Genomic DNA, 18,447 nt, shown 5'->3' on the forward strand with positions numbered 1-18,447 from the left:
GCGAAATTCAGGGCTTCGCGTTATCTATTTGTCAAAACCCGGGGCAAACCGGGAGGCGTCAAACAGTGTGAGGCAGCGTTATGAGTCTAGCGTATGAAGTGGCCCGTCCGCGCGCTCCGGTGCAGGAAGAAGGCTTTCGGGGCGAATACTTACAGGCCCTTCGTCTGATCGAGAGACTTCACCGTCTCCTTCTCGACGTCATCAAGGATGAATTCGATCGCCAGGGCGGCGCAGAACTCAACAGCGTTCAGGCACTGCTGCTCTACAACATCGGCGAGAGCGAACTCACCGCCGGCGAGTTGAAGACGCGCGGCTACTACCTTGGCTCGAACGTCTCCTACAATCTGAAGAAGCTCGTCGACATGGGCTACATCCATTACAAGCGTTCGGATACCGACCGCCGTTCCGTGCGCGTCAGCCTGACCGAAAAAGGTCTCGAAGCTCGCGACATCGTCAGCAAGCTTTATCTGCGCCAGCTCGGTTCCGTCCAAACGGTCGGCGAAGTGTCGGGCGACGACGTGAAGGGTTTGAACAAGGCGCTCGTTCGCCTCGAACGCTTCTGGTCGGACCAGATTCGCTATCGCCTCTGATCGGGCTCCCACAGCTTCCGACGAACGTTGCCGGTTGCTGCACTTGCAAGCCGCCCTGGAAACCCCCGGGCGGCTTTTTTGCGCGCCGAAAGCGTCGATTGTTGCCGCCAGGGCGCGCCGGCCGACGAAACGCCTGATCGGCCTTCAAAAATATTCGTGCCGCCCAGGAAGCAACTTAAACTGCGCCGCGCCGCCGGGAACTGAAGACGGTTTATGGCTCCCGAACCCGATGCGCGGCCGCGGTTTCGTTGTATAAGCGCGGAAAGTCACGGGCAAATCGCAGATACGAACGGGCGGGGAAAATCGTGCACCGGTCGAGAGCAGCACTCAACGTCGCACAGCGCGCGGGACGAGCAGGTCTCGCTATCCTGCTGGCGCTCACTTTCGTCATCGCATCCGGCTCGGGTGGCTTCGGACTAGGCCAGGCCTTCGCACAAACGTCGTGGTTTCAGTTCGGCCCCGTCGGCAACGGCCCTGGAACGACGAACACCTACGATCCGGATTTCGTTCGCGAGTGGGAAGCCAATCCGCCAAAGGGCTACGCGACGCTTTCGAAAGCCAACATCGCCGCGACGAAGACCGCGATCCAGCGCTACACGAACATCGTCGCGCAAGGCGGGTGGCCGCAGCTGCCGGAGCCGCCGAACAAGACGCCACGCGACAGCCTTCTACAGTATGGCACCACGGACGCGGCCGTCGGCCTGCTGCGCCAGAGACTCGCGGCGTCCGGCGATCTGACCGGCGGCAACATATCTTCGACTTACTTCGATTCCGACGTCGACAAGGCGTTGAAGCGCTTTCAAGCCTCGAACGGACTGACCCCAACCGGCATCGCCGACAAGCGCACGATCGTTGCCCTCAATGTTCCGGCCGACGCCCGCTTGAAACAGCTGAAAGCCAACGTCAGCCGCCTCGAGGAATTCACGGCCAAGGCCGGCAAGAAATACGTTGTCGTCAACATACCGGCCGCACAGGTCGAAGCCGTGCAGAACGGCCAGATCGTTGCGCGCTACGCCGCCGTCGTCGGTAAGGCAGACCGCCCGACGCCGCTGCTGCACACGCCGATCACCGACTTGAGCTTCAATCCCGTCTGGCGTTTGCCGCCGACCGTCATTTCCGAGGATCTCATCCCGCGCGGCCGCGAGATGCAGTCCAAGGGACAGAACGTCCTCCTGAAGTTCCACATCGACGCCTACTCCAACGGCAAGAAGGTCGATCCGGCGAAGATCAATTGGAGCACGGTCAAGCCCGGGACCTACACGTACAGTCAGCAGCCGGGGAAAGAAAATCCGCTCGGCTTTCTGAAGATCAACTTCGATAGCGCGCATTCGGTCTACATGCACGACACGCCGTCGGATCGCATCTTCGGACGCAACTATCGCTCCGCAAGCTCGGGCTGCATCCGCGTTCACAACATCGAAAATCTCGCCGCCTGGCTTCTCGCCGAGCAAAGAGGTTGGGATAGCGAGCGCATTGCCTCGATGAAGGCCAACGGCGAACGGCTGGATTTGCGTCTGAAAAAGCCGGTGCAGCTGCTGTTCGTTTACATCAGCGCTTGGGCGACGCCCGACGGCATCGTGCAATTCCGCCGCGACCTCTATCAGAAGGACGGCATCGGCGAGATCGCGGCCAATTACTGAGCCGCGCCGCCGCGCTTAGTCGCCCGAATGCAGGCGCCGCCCGCATTGCAGGTGCGCTAACGACGACGGCCCTCTTGCCTTGCATTGCGCGGGCTGGCGTGCCCAAACTCGCCGAACCCAATCCGAACTTACTGCGCAGGCCTCGATGTCGACTCGCTCACGCCCCCCTTCCCCCGCCGCGACCGGCCAATCCGCAACGGACACGAGCGGACGCTTCCCCGCGACCCGGATGCGCCGCAACCGCAAAGCGCCCTGGACGCGCGAACTCGTCGCCGAGCATCGCCTTTCGCCGAGCGACCTCATCTGGCCGATGTTCGTCATCGAGGGAAAAGACAAGCGCGTGCCCGTGACGTCGATGCCGGGTGTCGAACGCCTGAGCGTCGATCTGATCGTCGAAGCCGCGAAGGAAGCGGTCGCGCTCGAAATTCCGGCGATCGCGCTTTTTCCGTTCACCGATCCGGCGAAGCGCTCGGATGACGCGAACGAAGCCTTCAACGCCGACAATCTTGTCTGCCGCGCAACCCGCGCCATCAAAAAGGCCGGTCTCGATCTCGGCGTCATTCTCGACGTTGCGCTCGATCCCTACACCAGCCACGGCCACGACGGGCTGCTCATCGGCGACGAGATCGCGAACGACGAAACGAACGCCGCGCTGATCAAACAGTCGCTCGTTCAAGCCGAGGCCGGCGCCGACGTGCTCGCGCCTTCGGACATGATGGACGGACGCATCGGCGCCATTCGTGCCGCGCTCGAAGCATCAGGCCACAAGAACACGCAGATCATGTCCTACGCTGCGAAATACGCGAGCGCATTTTACGGTCCCTTCCGCGACGCGGTCGGCTCGGCTGGTTTCCTCAAGGGCGACAAGCGCACGTACCAGATGGACCCCGGCAACACCGATGAAGCGCTGCGCGAGGTCGCGCTCGACCTCGAAGAAGGCGCGGACATGGTGATGGTGAAGCCCGGATTACCGTATCTAGACATCGTGCGCCGCGTCTCGGAAACGTTCAAGGTGCCGACGTTCGCCTATCAGGTGTCGGGCGAGTACGCGATGCTCGCGGGCGCCTTCGAACGCGGCTGGCTCGACGAAAACAAGACCGTGCTCGAAAGCCTGCTGGCATTCAAACGCGCAGGCGCTGCTGGTGTGCTGACGTACTTCGCGCCCAAGGCGGCGCGGCTGCTCAAGCCCTGATCACAATAGGCAGGCGTGACTAGCGTCTGACGCGACGGCGGAATTCCGGTGGCAGATCGCTGTCGCCCGCGGGTGCCGGAGCTTCGGCTGTCGCCGCATCGTTGCCCTCGGAAGGCGCCTCAGCGGGCGCAGGTTTTTTCTCGGCGACCGAGCGGCGCGGTTTTTCGCAGTCCGTCAGCCACACATCATAGGTCGGATGCTCCAGGCCATAGATGCCCGGGCTCTCGGCGAACATCCAACCAGTGAAGATGCGCTTTTCGGTGCCGTCGAGTTGCGTTTCATCGACTTCGACGAACGTCGTCGTTTTCGGCTCTTCCGTCGGCGGGCGCGAGTAGCAGCTGCGCGGCGTCACGCGCAACGCACCGAATTCGACGGTCTTGTTAAGCTCGACTTCGAACTTCGAAATGCGTGCAGTGACCTTGTCGAGTGCTGAAAACACCGCGACGCCGTTCTCGATACGATCGGCGCGCGCAGGCGATGCCGGCCCGAGCAGACAGACAACCGCGCCGAAAGCCGCCAGGCGCGCTGCGAACATGACAGCACGCACAGCGCTTTCCGGCGCATTCGGGAATGGCATAAGCAGAGAACGGTTCAACACAGGTCCAATCGACGGAACGTTCGTTAGCGTCAGCTTGCTGACGCCAAAACCCGGCGTTTTTCTGATCGGCCGCCTATTGCGGCCGCCAAGCCTTGTAATCCGTGGTCGATTTCGCCCGCTCGCCCGTGCCGAGGATCGATCCCTTAGGCCGGTAAGCCTGCGCAGTCCCGGTCATGTTCATCTGGTGACGCTTCTGCCAATGCTTCGGCTGATAGCGCTCCTCGGTCGGCAGCGTATCGACAGTATAATGCAGCCAGCCATGCCAATCGGGCGGGACCTGGCTCGGCTCGGAAAGATTCGCATAGGTGACCCAGCGCGCCGGAACGCCCAGCGGGCCGACGCCGCTTTTCTGTAGATAATAGCGATTGCCGAACTCATCCTCTCCGACGAGCCGTCCTTTGCGCCATGTAAAAAGGCGCGTGCCCCAGGTGTTGCCACCCCACCACGAGAAAATCTCACTGAATAAACCCATGATCTGCGGGTTCCTTTCATTGCATTCGGCCGCTTCGACTTAGCTGCACCGCACGCATGATGTCTAGACGTCTGGGGGCAGATGTAGCCGTGCAACAGCCGCGTTACGGAATCGCACTAAGCTCAGCTGGCTTGACCCCGATCAAGAGGCTCTTTCCAGCCTCTTCCACACCGCGGCAAGGCGTCTAGCGGTGCTCAAAACCAGCAACTTCGGGCTTTGCGGCGGTCAATCCAGAAAGTTGTCCACACCACTACATATAGTGTCGGTTGTCGCTGCTACCGCAATATCTATTTATTTTCCCTTGTCCGAGCCTGCTCGAATCTCATAACTTGCCGGTGTTGCGACAGTCTTGCGACCCTCCACCCGAGATCAGTTGAAGACCATCGCATTCGTCCAGTTCAGTAGCGTCCAGCGTAGCGCACGAGCACCTCGTCGCCCTCACACATTTCAGGTTCGGCAAAACGCCGGCTGATCGCGGTTTTTTCACCGTCATCGCTGGCGCGGGGACTTGCGACCTGAGTGGGCACGAATTGTCTCGATGCAACCGTTCTGTCGAACGCCGGAAGCAGGGTCCGGCGCGCGGCGATGACAGCAGATACGGCACGCGGATCCTTCCGTCCTGCCGCGCAATCCGGGGGCACTATTTTATGAAGATCACGCGACGCTTCACCGAAGCCGGTTCCTCTCCTTATGCCTCGATCAAGTTCCGGCGTGCGACGTCCGAGATCAAGAACCCCGACGGCTCCATCGTTTTCAGCCTCAAAGGCTTTGATGTTCCCGATCATTTCAGCCAGGTCGCGGCCGACATTCTGGCCCAGAAGTATTTCCGCAAGGCCGGCGTCGCCCGCCGCCTGAAGCGCTGCGAAGAAACACAGGTTCCCTCGTGGCTGTGGCGCTCCACCCCCGACGAAACCGCCCTGCAGGACCTGCCCCAGGCTGAGCGCTTCGGCGGCGAGACCGACGCGCGTCAGGTCTTCGATCGCCTCGCAGGCACCTGGACCTACTGGGGTTGGAAGGGCGGCTACTTCTCATCCGAAGAAGACGCGCAGGCGTTCTTCGATGAAATCCGCTACATGCTCGCGATGCAGATGGCGGCGCCGAACTCGCCGCAGTGGTTCAACACCGGCCTGCACTGGGCCTACGGCATCGACGGTCCTGGCCAGGGCCACATGTACGTCGATTACCAGACCGGCGAGCTCGTGCACTCGACCTCGGCTTACGAGCATCCGCAGCCGCACGCCTGCTTCATCCAGTCGGTTGCCGACGATCTCGTCGGCGACGGCGGCATCATGGATCTGTGGGTGCGCGAGGCGCGTCTCTTTAAATACGGTTCAGGCACGGGCTCGAACTTCTCCTCGCTCCGCGGCGCCAACGAAAAGCTGTCGGGCGGCGGCCGTTCGTCGGGCCTGATGAGCTTCCTGAAAATCGGCGACCGGGCTGCGGGCGCCATCAAGTCCGGCGGCACGACGCGCCGCGCGGCGAAGATGGTCGTCGTCGACGTCGATCATCCGGATATCGAGGAATACATCACCTGGAAGGTGCGCGAGGAACAGAAGGTCGCCGCGCTCGTCACCGGTTCGAAGATTTGCCAGAAGCGCCTCAAGGCCGTGATGAAGGCGTGCGTCAACTGCGAAGCGCAGGACGAAGCTTGCTTCGATCCGCTGAAGAATCCGAAGCTCAAGCAGGCCATTCGCGAAGCCAAGCGCGACGGCGTTCCGCAGAACTACGTTCTGCGCGTCATCCAGTTCGCGCGCCAGGGTTACAAAGACATCCAGTTCGACACCTACGACACCGACTGGGATAGCGAAGCCTACCTGACGGTCGCCGGCCAGAACTCGAACAACTCCGTGCGCGTCACGGACGAGTTCCTGAACGCCGTCTCCGCCGACAAGGACTGGAACCTAATCTCGCGCCTCGGCAACAAGGTCACGAAGACGATCAAGGCGCGCGATCTCTGGGAGCAGATCGGCTTCGCGGCCTGGGCGTCGGCCGATCCCGGCATCCAGTTCCACACGACGATCAACGACTGGCACACGTGCCCGCAGTCGGGACAGATCCGTGCCTCGAACCCGTGCTCGGAATACATGTTCCTCGACGATACGGCGTGCAACCTCGCGTCGCTCAACCTCCTGCGCTTCCGCCGCGAGGATAAATCGTTCGACATCGAATCCTACGAGCACGGCTGCCGCTTGTGGACCATCGTGCTCGAAATCTCGGTGCTGATGGCGCAATTCCCGTCGCGCCGCATCGCCGAACTCAGCTACCGCTATCGCACGCTCGGCCTCGGCTTCGCCAACATCGGCGGCCTGCTGATGTCGGCGGGCATCCCTTACGACTCGGATGAAGGCCGCGCCATCTGCGGTGCGATCTCCGCCATCATGACGGGCGTTTCGTATGCGGCGAGCGCCGAAATGGCGGCCAAGCTCGGCGCCTTCCCGGGCTACGAGCCGAACTCGGCGGACATGCTGCGCGTCATGCGCAATCATCGCCGCGCCGCCCACGGCGAAGCCCAAGGCTACGAGCAACTGGCGACGGCTCCCGTGCCGCTCGATCACGCCTCTCTCAAGGATCGCCGTCTCGGCGAAGCTGCGAAGCTCGCCTGGGACCGCGCGCTCGAACTCGGCCAGAACCACGGTTATCGCAACGCGCAAGCAACCGTCGTCGCACCGACCGGCACGATCGGTCTCGTGATGGACTGCGATACGACCGGCATCGAACCCGACTTCGCGCTCGTCAAATTCAAGAAGCTCGCGGGCGGCGGCTACTTCAAGATCATCAACCAGTCGGTGCCGGAAGCGCTACGCACCCTCGGCTATCGCGAAAGCGAGATCGCCGAAGTCGAAGCCTACGCTGTCGGACACGGATCGCTGGCGCAGGCGCCCGCGATCAACACCGCGACGCTCAAGGCCAAAGGCTTCACCGACGACGCGCTCGCCAAAATCGAGAAGGGTCTTGCGACCGCCTTCGACATCAAGTTCGTGTTCAACCGCTGGACGCTCGGCGATCAGTTCTTGACCGAAACGCTCGGCGTCCCGGCCGACAAGCTCAACGACCCCTCGTTCGATATCTTCGCGCACCTCGGGTTCTCGAAGAAGGATGTCGAAGCGGCGAACGAGCACGTCTGCGGAGCGATGACGCTCGAAGGCGCACCGCATCTCCGCGCCGCGCACCTGCCGGTGTTCGACTGCGCCAACCCGTGCGGTCGCAAGGGCAAGCGTTATCTTTCGGTCGAGAGCCACATCCGCATGATGGCGGCGTCGCAGCCGTTCATTTCCGGTGCGATCTCGAAGACGATCAACATGCCGAACGACGCGACGGTCGACGATTGCAAACAGTCCTACATGCTGTCGTGGAAGCTGGCGCTCAAGGCCAATGCGCTCTATCGCGACGGCTCGAAGCTCTCGCAGCCGCTGAACAGCCAGGTCCTCGGCGATGACGACGATGAGGCCGCCGACGCCGCCGAAACGCTGATGAGCCAGCCGCTCGCGGCGCGTGCCTCGATCATCTCGGAAAAGATCATCGAGAAAATCGTCGAACGCGTGGTCTACGTCGAAAAGGAAAAGAAGAAAGAACGCGAGAAACTCCCGAGCCGCCGCAAGAGCTACACGCAAAAGGCGACGGTCGGCGGTCACAAAGTCTACCTGCACACCGGCGAGTACGACGACGGCCGCCTCGGCGAAATCTTCATCGACATGCACAAGGAAGGCGCCGCCTTCCGCTCGTTGATGAACAACTTCGCGATCGGCATTTCGCTCGGCCTGCAATACGGCGTGCCACTGGAAGAATACGTCGAAGCCTTCACGTTCACGCGTTTCGAGCCCGCCGGTCTCGTGCAGGGCAACGAAGCGATCAAGAACGCGACGTCGATCCTCGACTACATCTTCCGCGAGCTTGCCGTGTCGTACCTCGGCCGTCACGACCTCGCGCACGTCGATCCGCGCGAAATCGTCGAAGGCACGGGCCTTGGCTCGAGCGACGATCAGACGGATGAGCAGTTGGCGCTCGATCTCTCCGAGAACGTGTCGAAGGTCGTTTCGAAGGGCCTCGTGCGTGGTGCCTCGGTCGTCCGTTTTGCGGCACGCTCAGGCGGCAAGACATCGATCACCGAGACCTCGACCAGCGTCACAACGTCGAGCTTCGACGTCGATGCACGCTCGATCGACTCGACGCTGACGCACGGCGCCAACGCGCTGGCACTCGGCGAGCAGCCGATCGAAATGCGCTCACCCGCTGCCGTCGTCACGCCTGCACCGATGAGCAAGTCGGAACTTTTCAAGCAGCGCGCCACCGAAGCCAAGCTCCGCGGCTACGAAGGCGTCGCCTGCACCGAATGCTACAACTTCACCATGGTGAGAAACGGCACCTGCCTGAAGTGCGACACCTGCGGATCAACGAGCGGGTGTTCTTGATAGGATATTCCGAATATCGGATTGGAAGCCGACCATGGGCTTATAGGTCGTCATCCTCGAACGCGTGAGCGCATGCGAAGCGCGTTCGGGGATCCAGCATGAAACTCGGCGCAGCCGTCCGTAAGTCCTGCAAGGCGCTTCTCTCGAAGCGCCTTGTTTGTTTTTGCGCCTTCGGCAGGTCTTGTGCTGGATCCCCGCGCATCGTTCGCGATGCTCACTCCCGCGAGGATGACGGGAGAGGCGAATGCGCGTCGTAAAGCCAGCCGTCTACATTCTTGCGAGCAAATGGAACGGCACGCTGTACATCGGCGTGACCGGCGATCTCGCGGCGCGCGTCTCCATTCATCGACAAGATCTGGAAGACGGCTTTACGAAACGATACGGCGTGCACATGCGCGTGCACTACGAGCATTTCGACACGATGCTCGACGCCATCGCACGCGAGAAGCAGTTGAAGAAATTCCGTCGTGCCGCCAAGCTCGAACTGATTGAAGGCAGCAATCCGCAATGGCGCGACTTGACTTCGGAGGTGCAAAACTGGCGAAGCTAACGCCCGCCGTCACAACCAACGAGAAATCGATGTCTGCATTCGCATAGATATGGCCCGAGATGCGACTTGCTTTGCCGCTCACTCGAACTCACTCCCGTCATGGCCGCACAGGCGGCCATCCACGCGATGGGCTGGCGTAAATCAACTCCCGACTGACCTGAGTACCAAAAACAATTCCGCCGAGAGCGTTCCGACCCGATACGGAAACACCCTCGGCGGATAGCAGGATCGCGAGTCCGGGCCGTGCCCCCGCCCGTCTCAAGTCCGGCTAGTGTTTCTTGTGCGGGCCCTTCTTCAGATGCGCGTGCTTGTGCCCGTGATGCTTGTGCTTGCGCGCATGCGCGTGCTTCTCTTTCTTGCGATCGACGAAGAACGTCGTCTTGGCAACGGTGCTCTCGACACCTGGCTTGACGAGCGACGGCGCGGCTTGTGCCGACGTCTGCGCCAAAGTCGCTCCGATGAAGGTTGCGGCAAGCAAGGTAAGTGTACGTCTCATTTCTAATCCCTCCGCTGGCATAGCCATTTTGCGCTGCGATAAAAGAGGCTAGTGCGCGGCCTTCAAAAAGAGAAAGAAGAAGAATTCAAATGCTCCGGAAATTAATTTCTTTGCAGTTCGTCTGAAATCCGAACGCCCGCGCGCGGGGCTCTCCGGTTCTGTGAGAGACACGTAGATCGTCGTCGCGGCCTGGCTCACGCGCATTTAGACCCGCCCCCCACCTCCAACCACTCCGCACACTTTACCAATTTAGTTTATTATATTATACGTTATCAACAGTGTGATGCGCACTTACGCTTGAGGGGAACCCGACGATGCTGGAACGAAATCAAATCCGATGGACGCTCGTAGCGCTATGGATCGTCACTGGCGCTGGAATTCCGGCGGCAACATCAGCCGCATCAAACGCGGCCGGCTCAGGCCAGGCTTATGCTTTGAACGACGGTGCACTTTCCGATCGCAGCTGCAAACGAGGGGCAAAACAGGAAATCTGCGACTGGGTGAAGCGCGAGCATAAAACCTCGGTTGCCCATTAGCATGCCTGCATTGCAAGCCTTGAAAGGCTTGCAATGCCCTACTGTCACATCACTGTAATAGAGACTGCCTAGTTCCCCCGCATCAGCACCTGAAATAGGGGAACCAACGATGTCCGACGTGGCGTTAGCCGACGTGGCAGGCAGCCGGCCGAAGCTCGACCATCCCGCGAACCCTGCAACGGCCTTCGTATTTTTAGGCTTGCTTGCCGGCGGTCTCTTCTACACGGCCTACAGCCTTTACCAGGACGTTGAAGCGGCAGGCACGCCGATTTCCGCCTGGCTGCCGTTCCTTCTCTTGGGCGTAGCGCTGCTCATCGCGCTCGGCTTCGAATTCGTGAACGGCTTCCACGACACGGCCAACGCCGTCGCAACCGTCATCTATACGCACTCGATGCCCGCCAATGTCGCGGTGCTCTGGTCCGGCTTCTTCAACTTCCTCGGCGTGCTGCTGTCGAGCGGCGCCGTCGCTTACGGCATCATCTCATTGCTGCCGGTCGAACTCATTCTTCAGGTCGGCTCTAGCGCCGGCTTCGCGATGGTCTTCGCGCTGCTGATCGCGGCCATCATCTGGAACCTTGGAACGTGGTGGCTGGGGCTCCCCTCGTCATCGTCGCACACGCTGATCGGCTCGATCATCGGCGTCGGCGTTGCGAACTCGCTGCTTCACGGCGGCAACGGCACCTCGGGCGTCGATTGGGGCAAGGCGACCGATATCGGCTATTCGCTGCTGCTTTCGCCGATGGTCGGCTTCGTCGCCGCCGCGCTGCTGCTTCTGTCGCTGAAAGTCCTCGTCCGCAATCCGTCTCTCTATAAGGAGCCCGTCGGCAACCAGCCGCCGCCGTGGTGGATCCGCGGTCTGCTCGTGCTGACCTGCACGGGCGTTTCGTTCGCGCACGGCTCGAACGACGGTCAGAAGGGCATGGGTCTCATCATGCTGATCCTGATCGGTACCGTGCCGACCGCCTACGCGTTGAACCGGTCTCCGGCACAGTCGCAAGTCGCGCACTTCCAGGCGACGGCCACCGCCGCTGCCGCCGTCATCGAGAAGCAGGCCGCCGGCTACAATGTTCTCGGCGACCCGCGTCCGGCAGTGACGAACTACATCTCGGCGCGCACGATCAACGAGGGTACATATCCCAGCCTCGCCGTTCTCGTCCGCCAGATCTCCGAGCAGGTGAACAGCTACGGCGCACTCGACAAGGTGCCCCCGACCGCCGTTCAGAACGTCCGTAACGACATGTACCTTGCCTCCGAAGCGCTGCGCTTCCTGCTGAAGGACAAGGCGAACAACTTGTCGAAGGATGACGTCGCGAGCATCACGGCGTTCAAGGGCTCGCTCGACAATGCGACGCGCTTCATTCCGCTCTGGGTCAAGATCGCCGTCGCGATCGCGCTCGGCCTCGGCACGATGATCGGCTGGAAACGCATCGTCGTGACGGTCGGCGAGAAGATCGGCAAGACGCACCTCACCTACGCACAGGGCGCATCGGCCGAAGTCGTGGCAATGGCGACCATCGGCGCCGCCGACATGTACGGCCTGCCGGTCTCGACCACGCACGTTCTTTCGTCCGGCGTCGCCGGTACGATGGCGGCGAACGGGTCGGGCCTGCAATGGTCGACGGTCCGCAACCTGCTGATGGCCTGGGTGCTGACGCTGCCGGCATCGATCCTGCTGGCGGGCGGCCTCTACTTCATCTTCTCCAAGCTGTTCTGATCATCGCCGAATGAGCGAGGTCACTGGGAAAGGCGCGAATTTCGCGCCTTTTCTTTTTTTGCGGCTAGCTTCCGTGATGAACTTCCGGGCGGCGTGCCGCAAATATTGTCCTTTGGGCGGCATTGCGCGTTTCTGTGTTGACGGACATTTGCGATTGACAGAGCTTACGCCCGTCGCACTCGGGGGGCTGTCGTGAAACCGGAAGTTCTTGTGTGGGCTCTGCTCTTCGTCTTCGCCTTCGGTCTTGTATTGCGTGCTTTCAGTCAGGCGGCCCGGCGAGCCAAACGCTCCGGCGACGAACCTGCACCGTTTCTGAACACACGCCCTGCGGCCCAAGCAGGACACGCCGCGCCGGCGATTGAGCCCGTCGAACCGATGCGCTTCGCGCCCGCGCCCGCAGCGCCGAAGCCAGTTGCGCCCGCTTCGACGCAACACGAACAATTCGCAGCTTCCGCACAAACTTCCGAAGCTCCGGCACGAGTGGCGCCGAGCTTTATCGCCGCGACCACACCTGCCCTTATCGCACACGAGCCGACGGTCATCGCCGCGCCCGACATCAAGGCAACGATGGACCCCGCAACGGTCGTAATACCCCGAGCCGCAGTCCCGAACGTCAAGGCGACGCTTCCCCCGTCTCCGGTCGCGACGCCCGGAGTTGATTTTGCCGTGCCCAACGTCAAAGCAACCCTACCGCCGGGCGCGACTTCTCCTGCACTGACGATAATTCCCGACGTCAAGGCAACCCTGGCGCCGAGTTCCGCCGCGACGTCCAAAGCATCGATCGTGGCAACCGACGATGAGGAATTGCCTCCCCCGGCTGCGAGTGCAGACACCATATCGGAGCAACCGCCGGAGACACCTGTACCGATCCTGCTGAATGGCACAGTTCTGCGCGCGCGCCGTCTCGGCCATGGCATGCCACCACTCGACGAGCGCCTGAAGGAGACGCGATCTCGCAAACTGCGCCCGCGCTCCAAGATGCGGCGCAAGCCTGTCCGGTCGCGTCAACTGTCTCGCAAAACGCCACAGCTCCGGATCATCGCCGCGCCGAAAGTCAGCAATACCTTTGTGTCGGCGAGGGCACAGACGAAGATCGTCGATGTGCCGCCAAAGGAACCGCGCGTGCGCTTCGCCCACCCGGAAAACACCCACTAAATCGCGTCAAATCTCGCGACGCGCAACTGTGTCCACACCTTATCCTCATCGCTCCACATACGGCCACAATCGGCAGCGATGGCGCTGGTTCGTGACGCGCGAATCAGTCCACTTTCCGCCCAACGAATTCAGGGATCGGAGAGTTGGCCATGTCGAGATACGCAGCACGGGCACCATTGTCCGTCTACCTCCTCGCCGATCACCTCGACGGCGCGCTGGCGGCCGGTGAAGATCTCGTCGCTCGCGGTCACGACTGGCGCGCACTCGCCGACGCGCCCGGCGAACCGGCCGAATTTCCCATGCACCAGCGCCGCATCGCGGAGGATGTCCGCAGCCTCGAGCTGATGCTGGTCGCACGCGTGCTGAAGGCGCGCACTCATGCGCTGTCTTTGGCCGAGGTCGACGATCGCTTTCGCGCCGTCGGCAATCTCTTCGCTTCCGGGACCGCGATCCTACAGGATGCCGTGTCGGAATGCGGCGACGCACGCGGCGAAGATTTCGAGACGGGCGACGATATCGTCTCCTACATCCGCAGCCGCGGCCTGATCGCGCCCGATGCCGCCAACGTGCGCGGCGCGGCCGATCTCACTATCGACGACAGCTTCCTTGTCGCGAAACGCATCGCGCTCGGGCCGCTTCTCGACATGACGGCGGCGTTCCTCGATGCGCTCGACAGCCAGTACGAACTTTTCGTCGAGGTCGAGCAGCAGGACTACGCAACGCGTCTCCGGGTCGAGCCGGACGACCGCGATCGTATGACGCTCAACTGACGAGCGGAGCGCTCGCTGTCAGCTTCAACGCAAGCGCCGGTCAGACGCCCAGCGCGGCTTTCAAAGTTTCGGCCGCTTCGCTGAGGTGATCCGCATTCGCCGAGCGCAATACCAGATCCGAAACCGGCTTTCCGTCCCGCATGCGCGGATAGCTTCCCATCGCCACGTCCTGATAGCGGCGCTGATGCGCGGAAAATACGTCCGCGATTTCACTTTCCGGACGGTCGACGGGGATCGTGATGGAGAGCACCTTGTCCCCGGTTTCGAGTTCAGGAGTGACGGCTTCCAGCATCGCTTGCATGATTTCCGGAACGCCGGCCATCACGATGACATTGCCAATGCGAAACCCGGGCGCGCCGGACAGCGGATTGACGATCAAGGAAGCCCCGGCCGGAATGCGCGCCATCCGCAGCCGCGCAGGCGTCAAGGCCAAGCCCCGCCGCGCATAGTTCTCGGCCAGAAGCTTTTCAGCACGCGGGTCGACGTCGATCGTGACGCCGCAGGCTTTTGCGATGCTATCGGCCGTGATGTCGTCGTGCGTCGGTCCGATACCGCCCGTCGTGAACAGATAATCGTAACGCGACCTGAGAGCGTTGACGGCCGCGCAGATCTCGGCCTCGTCGTCGGGAACGACGCGCACTTCCTTCAGGCGGATGCCGATAGACGTCAGATGCTCGGCGATCGCGCCGCCGTTGCGGTCCTTGGTCCGGCCGGACAGGATTTCGTCGCCAATGATCAAGACCGCCGCAGTGACTATGCGTTCTCCGCCCAACGCGTGTCTCCCGTCCGAGATATTCCTGCTCCCGTCTTAGCACTGCGCGAGCCTGTTCGAAATACTTGCCCTCGCACGCCATTCGGCGGATATGCGGGGGCATGAAATTTACGTCGCCCCTCACCCCCGGCAAGCTCATCCAGCGCTACAAGCGTTTCCTTGCGGACGTCCTGACCGCCGGCGGCGTGACAGTCACCGCCACCTGCCCCAACACCGGTTCGATGCTCGGACTGACGACGCCGGGATCGACGGTCTGGCTATCCGAAAGCGACAGCCCGACGCGCAAATATCGCCACACCTGGGAAATGATCGAGGATGATCTGGGCGACGGCCCGCATCTCGTCGGCATCAATACCGGCAAGCCGAACGCGCTCGTCGCAGAGGCCATTGGATTGAATGCCATCCCGGAGCTTCAAGGTTACGCTTCGCTCCGCCGCGAAGTGAAATACGGCGAGAACAGCCGTATCGATATTCTGCTGGCGGAAGGCCGCGACCCGCGTCCCTGCTACGTCGAGATCAAGAACGTGCACTTGATGCGCCAGGCGGGCCGAGCCGAGTTCCCCGATTGCAAAACCGAACGCGGCGCCAAGCACCTCCGTGAACTCTCTACAATGGTCGCCGAGGGCAACCGCGCCGTCATGGTGTTTCTCGTTCAGCGTGGCGACGCGAAAACTTTCAGCCTCGCGCGCGATCTCGATCCGGCGTACGCGGCGGCGTTTCAAACCGCGGCCGCGGCGGGCGTCGAGATGCTGTGCTACGGATGCAGTCTGAGCCCTACCGAAATCGCCGTAGACCGGCGCATCGAGATCGCTGATCTTTCGTGAAAGAAATGCGGCCGGGCTGAAACGGATTGCGCTCCGGCGCCGTACTTCTGTTTGTCCAAGCCAAGAGCGCTGCACCGCAATAAGCGCGCATCAGGGAAATTCCGCCATGTACTCTCGCCGCGATTTTTCCAAATTAGGATTGACCCTCGCCGGAGCCTTTGCCGGTTTCAAAGCCGCTTCGTCCTATGTCCGGCCGAGCCAGGCCGACTCGGCGTCGAAGACGTTCGAAGTCACGAAGACGGAAGACGAATGGAAGAAAGTCCTTACTCCAGAGCAGTTCCGCGTGCTTCGCAAACAAGGCACCGAGCGGCCGGGATCATCTCCGCTGGATGCGAATGAGGCGCCAGGCACGTATATCTGCGCCGGTTGCGCCCTCGCGCTTTATTCCTCGGAGACGAAATTCCACAGCGGCACGGGCTGGCCGAGCTTCTGGCAGCCGCTAGAGAACGCGGTCGCGACCTCCGAAGACAGCTCGTATCTGATGACGCGCACGGAGGTTCATTGCCGGCGCTGCGGCGGCCACCTCGGGCACGTCTTCGAGGATGGTCCGAAGCCCACCGGCCTGCGCTACTGCATGAACGGCGTCGCGTTGAAATTCATCCCTAAGAGGGCGGCCTGATCCCTCGCCCGCGCGACCCGTCAGGCGCTTTGCGCCAGCTGCGGCACTTGATCCGGAGCCTCGCTCATCAGCAGCACAGCGGCCTCAGGAGCCGATAGCGGAGCGCCGAGCAGCATGCCTTGCCCGTAAGTCACGTCGAGCGCCAGTACGCGACGGCGCTGATCGTCGGTTTCGATGCCCTCGGCGACAACGCTGCAGTTCAGCCTTTGCGCGAGTTCGGCGATCGAGCGCACGATCAGCTCGCTTTGCGCCGACTGACCGAGCTGGCTCACGAACAGTCTGTCGATCTTGATCCGGTTGAACGGGAATTTCACCAGGTAGCCGAGCGAGGAATATCCGGTTCCGAAATCGTCGAGCGCGATCGAAACGCCGATATCCTTCAGCCTGCGCAGAGAGGCAATGACCTCGGCGTCGGCGCTCATCAGGCTCGCCTCCGTCACTTCCATTTCGAGTTCGAGGCGCGACGGAGGAAGTCCCGCGGACTTGAGCGCTCTCTCGACCGACACCGCGATGTTTTCAACCCCGATCCGCATCGATGACATGTTGATGCCGACCGGAACGTCCGACGGCCAATGCGCCGCTTGCCGGCAGGCCTCCTTGATGACCCAGTTGCCGATATCTTCCGCGATCCCGATATCGATCGCCGTCGCGAGAAACTGCGCGGGCGTCAGCAAGCCACGCAGCGGATGCCGCCAGCGAACCTGACATTCGAAGCTCGTAATCGCGTTCGTTTCGAGATTGCGCACCGGCTGATAGAAAAGCTCGAACCCGTCGTTGACGAGAGCAGCCCTGAGCCCAAGCTCGAGCACGCGATGCTCGTCGGCCGAACGCTGCATGTCGGCTTCGAAGATGCAGTACATGCCGCGACCGGCCTCCTTCGCGGCGAACATCGCGAGATCGGCCTGCTTCAACAGCATTTCACCCCCGACGCCGCTTTCGCACGCGAGTGCCACACCGACGCACGCGCCAATCTGAACCTTCTGTCCTTCGAGGTCATAGGGTTCCGACAGCGACACGACCAATCGTTCGGCCAGCGAGCTTGCAAATGCTCTCTCGCGGATATCCTGCGCGACGATTGCGAATTCATCACCGCCAAGGCGCGCGACGAGATCTCCCTCCCGCACCAGACCTGTGATGCGTGCGGACACCGATTTCAGAAGCGCATCACCGACGGCGTGTCCGAGCGCGTCGTTCACCGATTTAAAGCGATCGAGGTCGATGTAAAAAATGCTAAACGACTTCGCACCGGCGCGATTGTTCAAAGCATTGAGCCGCGCCATGAAAGCGCGGCGATTGGCGATTCCGGTCAGACCGTCGGTCATCGCGACGCGCTCGGTTTCTTCGCGCGCCTCGCTGAGGGCTGCGATCGTATCCTTCAGGCTGGCGACGGCCTCGAGGCGTTCCAGAAACAAGCGGCCCGTCGTGACGATCAGGCCGTACAGAAACACGAGAAAGCTGACCGCGAGCGCGCCGAGGCCCAGGTACTGATGCCCCTGCACGAACAGGATGCATTTTAAAGCCGGCGGTAAAAGGATCGCTGTCGCGTAGAGCACCGCAGCGACAGGTATGGGTGCCAGAAGAACACTGCCGCTCGCTGCCATGCCGACGGTCAGCGCCATCAGGATCAATTCGCTGTCGCCATGCACCGCGCCAACCCAGCGTGTCGCCAGGATCGCCCACGGCAAGGCCGAGGCCAGCGCAATAAGAAGCGCCCATCTCCCATCGCGCAGCGGCGAGCCCTGCTTCGAGGCCTCGGGCTGGCGCGTTCGCAAACTTCGAGTGACCGAGCGAAGACCAATGAAGGAGCATATTGCGAGCGAGGCGACGGCCCATGCCGCCAGTTCGACGCCTGGGATGAGGCCGCGGAACGCAATGACCGCAATCACGACATTGATTGCATAGCCAGCCATCGCCGTCGGAGTCGCACACGCCAAGCTTGCCAGCTGGTCGCGATGTACGCGGGTCAAATCCTCCCGGCGAACGGCATTGAGTACTCGGAACATCTGGCCTCGGTAGCGTTAGCAAAAAGCTCATTTTAAAGCTGCTGTCTTAACGATTTGGCTTACGGGAGCACTCCGGGCATCACATTCTCCGGACCAATTTATCTGTT

At 61.8% G+C, this 18,447-nt stretch carries 15 protein-coding genes; 10 read left to right on the forward strand and 5 right to left on the reverse strand.

The window, feature by feature from the left end:
- The first annotated feature begins 80 nt into the window (after nucleotides 1-80).
- From HYPGJ_RS09040 to hemB, 3 genes are all read left to right on the forward strand, one after another.
- Nucleotides 81-590 (forward strand): winged helix DNA-binding protein, encoded by a 510-nt coding sequence (locus HYPGJ_RS09040; RefSeq protein WP_013214984.1) that lies wholly within the window; start codon nucleotides 81-83, stop codon nucleotides 588-590.
- Between the two features lie 305 nt (nucleotides 591-895).
- Complete coding sequence (locus HYPGJ_RS09045) at nucleotides 896-2,230, forward strand: L,D-transpeptidase family protein (protein WP_244466061.1); 1,335 nt, start codon at nucleotides 896-898, stop codon at nucleotides 2,228-2,230.
- Nucleotides 2,231-2,375: 145 nt separating this feature from the next.
- Nucleotides 2,376-3,422: a porphobilinogen synthase gene (gene hemB, locus HYPGJ_RS09050; protein ID WP_046846924.1), complete on the forward strand. Its 1,047-nt coding sequence runs from the start codon at nucleotides 2,376-2,378 to the stop codon at nucleotides 3,420-3,422.
- A 19-nt stretch (nucleotides 3,423-3,441) separates the two neighbouring features.
- Here hemB and HYPGJ_RS09055 read toward each other — a convergent pair whose 3' ends face one another.
- The gene (locus HYPGJ_RS09055; protein ID WP_046848258.1) at nucleotides 3,442-3,957 is read right to left on the reverse strand and encodes a DUF2155 domain-containing protein; all 516 of its coding nucleotides are present in this window, start codon (nucleotides 3,955-3,957) and stop codon (nucleotides 3,442-3,444) included.
- A gap of 136 nt (nucleotides 3,958-4,093) precedes the next feature.
- Entirely contained in the window at nucleotides 4,094-4,492 is a 399-nt protein-coding gene (locus tag HYPGJ_RS09060) for an NADH:ubiquinone oxidoreductase subunit NDUFA12 (RefSeq protein WP_046846925.1), read from the reverse strand.
- A 647-nt stretch (nucleotides 4,493-5,139) separates the two neighbouring features.
- Between HYPGJ_RS09060 and HYPGJ_RS09070 the strand changes: the two genes are divergently transcribed.
- Together HYPGJ_RS09070 and HYPGJ_RS09075 are read left to right on the forward strand one after the other, a co-directional pair.
- Nucleotides 5,140-8,901, forward strand: coding sequence for a vitamin B12-dependent ribonucleotide reductase (locus HYPGJ_RS09070; RefSeq protein ID WP_046846927.1), 3,762 nt, complete (start codon nucleotides 5,140-5,142; stop codon nucleotides 8,899-8,901).
- A gap of 244 nt (nucleotides 8,902-9,145) precedes the next feature.
- Nucleotides 9,146-9,451, forward strand: a complete 306-nt coding sequence (locus HYPGJ_RS09075; protein ID WP_046846928.1) for a GIY-YIG nuclease family protein — start codon at nucleotides 9,146-9,148, stop codon at nucleotides 9,449-9,451.
- 268 nt (nucleotides 9,452-9,719) lie between these two features.
- Here the strand turns inward: HYPGJ_RS09075 and HYPGJ_RS09080 are convergent, their stop codons facing one another.
- Nucleotides 9,720-9,947 carry a hypothetical protein gene (locus HYPGJ_RS09080; protein WP_143440506.1) on the reverse strand — a complete coding sequence of 76 codons (228 nt, stop codon included), beginning with the start codon at nucleotides 9,945-9,947 and terminating at the stop codon, nucleotides 9,720-9,722.
- A gap of 645 nt (nucleotides 9,948-10,592) precedes the next feature.
- Here HYPGJ_RS09080 and HYPGJ_RS09085 point away from each other — a divergent pair.
- The 3 genes from HYPGJ_RS09085 (at nucleotide 10,593) to HYPGJ_RS09095 (ending at nucleotide 14,122) form a co-directional block, all read left to right on the forward strand.
- Complete coding sequence (locus HYPGJ_RS09085; protein WP_046846930.1) at nucleotides 10,593-12,197, forward strand: inorganic phosphate transporter; 1,605 nt, start codon at nucleotides 10,593-10,595, stop codon at nucleotides 12,195-12,197.
- A gap of 480 nt (nucleotides 12,198-12,677) precedes the next feature.
- The gene (locus HYPGJ_RS09090) at nucleotides 12,678-13,352 is read left to right on the forward strand and encodes a hypothetical protein (RefSeq protein WP_143440507.1); all 675 of its coding nucleotides are present in this window, start codon (nucleotides 12,678-12,680) and stop codon (nucleotides 13,350-13,352) included.
- Nucleotides 13,353-13,501: 149 nt separating this feature from the next.
- Nucleotides 13,502-14,122, forward strand: a complete 621-nt coding sequence (locus HYPGJ_RS09095; RefSeq protein ID WP_013214972.1) for a hypothetical protein — start codon at nucleotides 13,502-13,504, stop codon at nucleotides 14,120-14,122.
- A gap of 40 nt (nucleotides 14,123-14,162) precedes the next feature.
- On the opposite strand, the gene HYPGJ_RS09100 is transcribed toward HYPGJ_RS09095, so the two are convergent.
- Complete coding sequence (locus HYPGJ_RS09100; RefSeq protein WP_046846932.1) at nucleotides 14,163-14,894, reverse strand: molybdopterin-binding protein; 732 nt, start codon at nucleotides 14,892-14,894, stop codon at nucleotides 14,163-14,165.
- 101 nt (nucleotides 14,895-14,995) lie between these two features.
- Between HYPGJ_RS09100 and sfsA the strand changes: the two genes are divergently transcribed.
- Both sfsA and msrB read left to right on the forward strand, forming a co-directional pair.
- Nucleotides 14,996-15,718 (forward strand): DNA/RNA nuclease SfsA, encoded by a 723-nt coding sequence (gene sfsA, locus HYPGJ_RS09105; RefSeq protein ID WP_046846933.1) that lies wholly within the window; start codon nucleotides 14,996-14,998, stop codon nucleotides 15,716-15,718.
- Between the two features lie 106 nt (nucleotides 15,719-15,824).
- A complete protein-coding gene (gene msrB / locus HYPGJ_RS09110) occupies nucleotides 15,825-16,337 on the forward strand; it encodes a peptide-methionine (R)-S-oxide reductase MsrB (RefSeq protein ID WP_046846934.1) in 513 nt (170 codons plus the stop codon).
- Nucleotides 16,338-16,357: 20 nt separating this feature from the next.
- On the opposite strand, the gene HYPGJ_RS09115 is transcribed toward msrB, so the two are convergent.
- A complete protein-coding gene (locus HYPGJ_RS09115; protein WP_244466062.1) occupies nucleotides 16,358-18,247 on the reverse strand; it encodes an EAL domain-containing protein in 1,890 nt (629 codons plus the stop codon).
- Between the last annotated feature and the right edge of the window lie 200 nt (nucleotides 18,248-18,447).

Source organism: Hyphomicrobium sp. GJ21 (assembly GCF_001006785.1).
GTDB lineage: Bacteria > Pseudomonadota > Alphaproteobacteria > Rhizobiales > Hyphomicrobiaceae > Hyphomicrobium_B.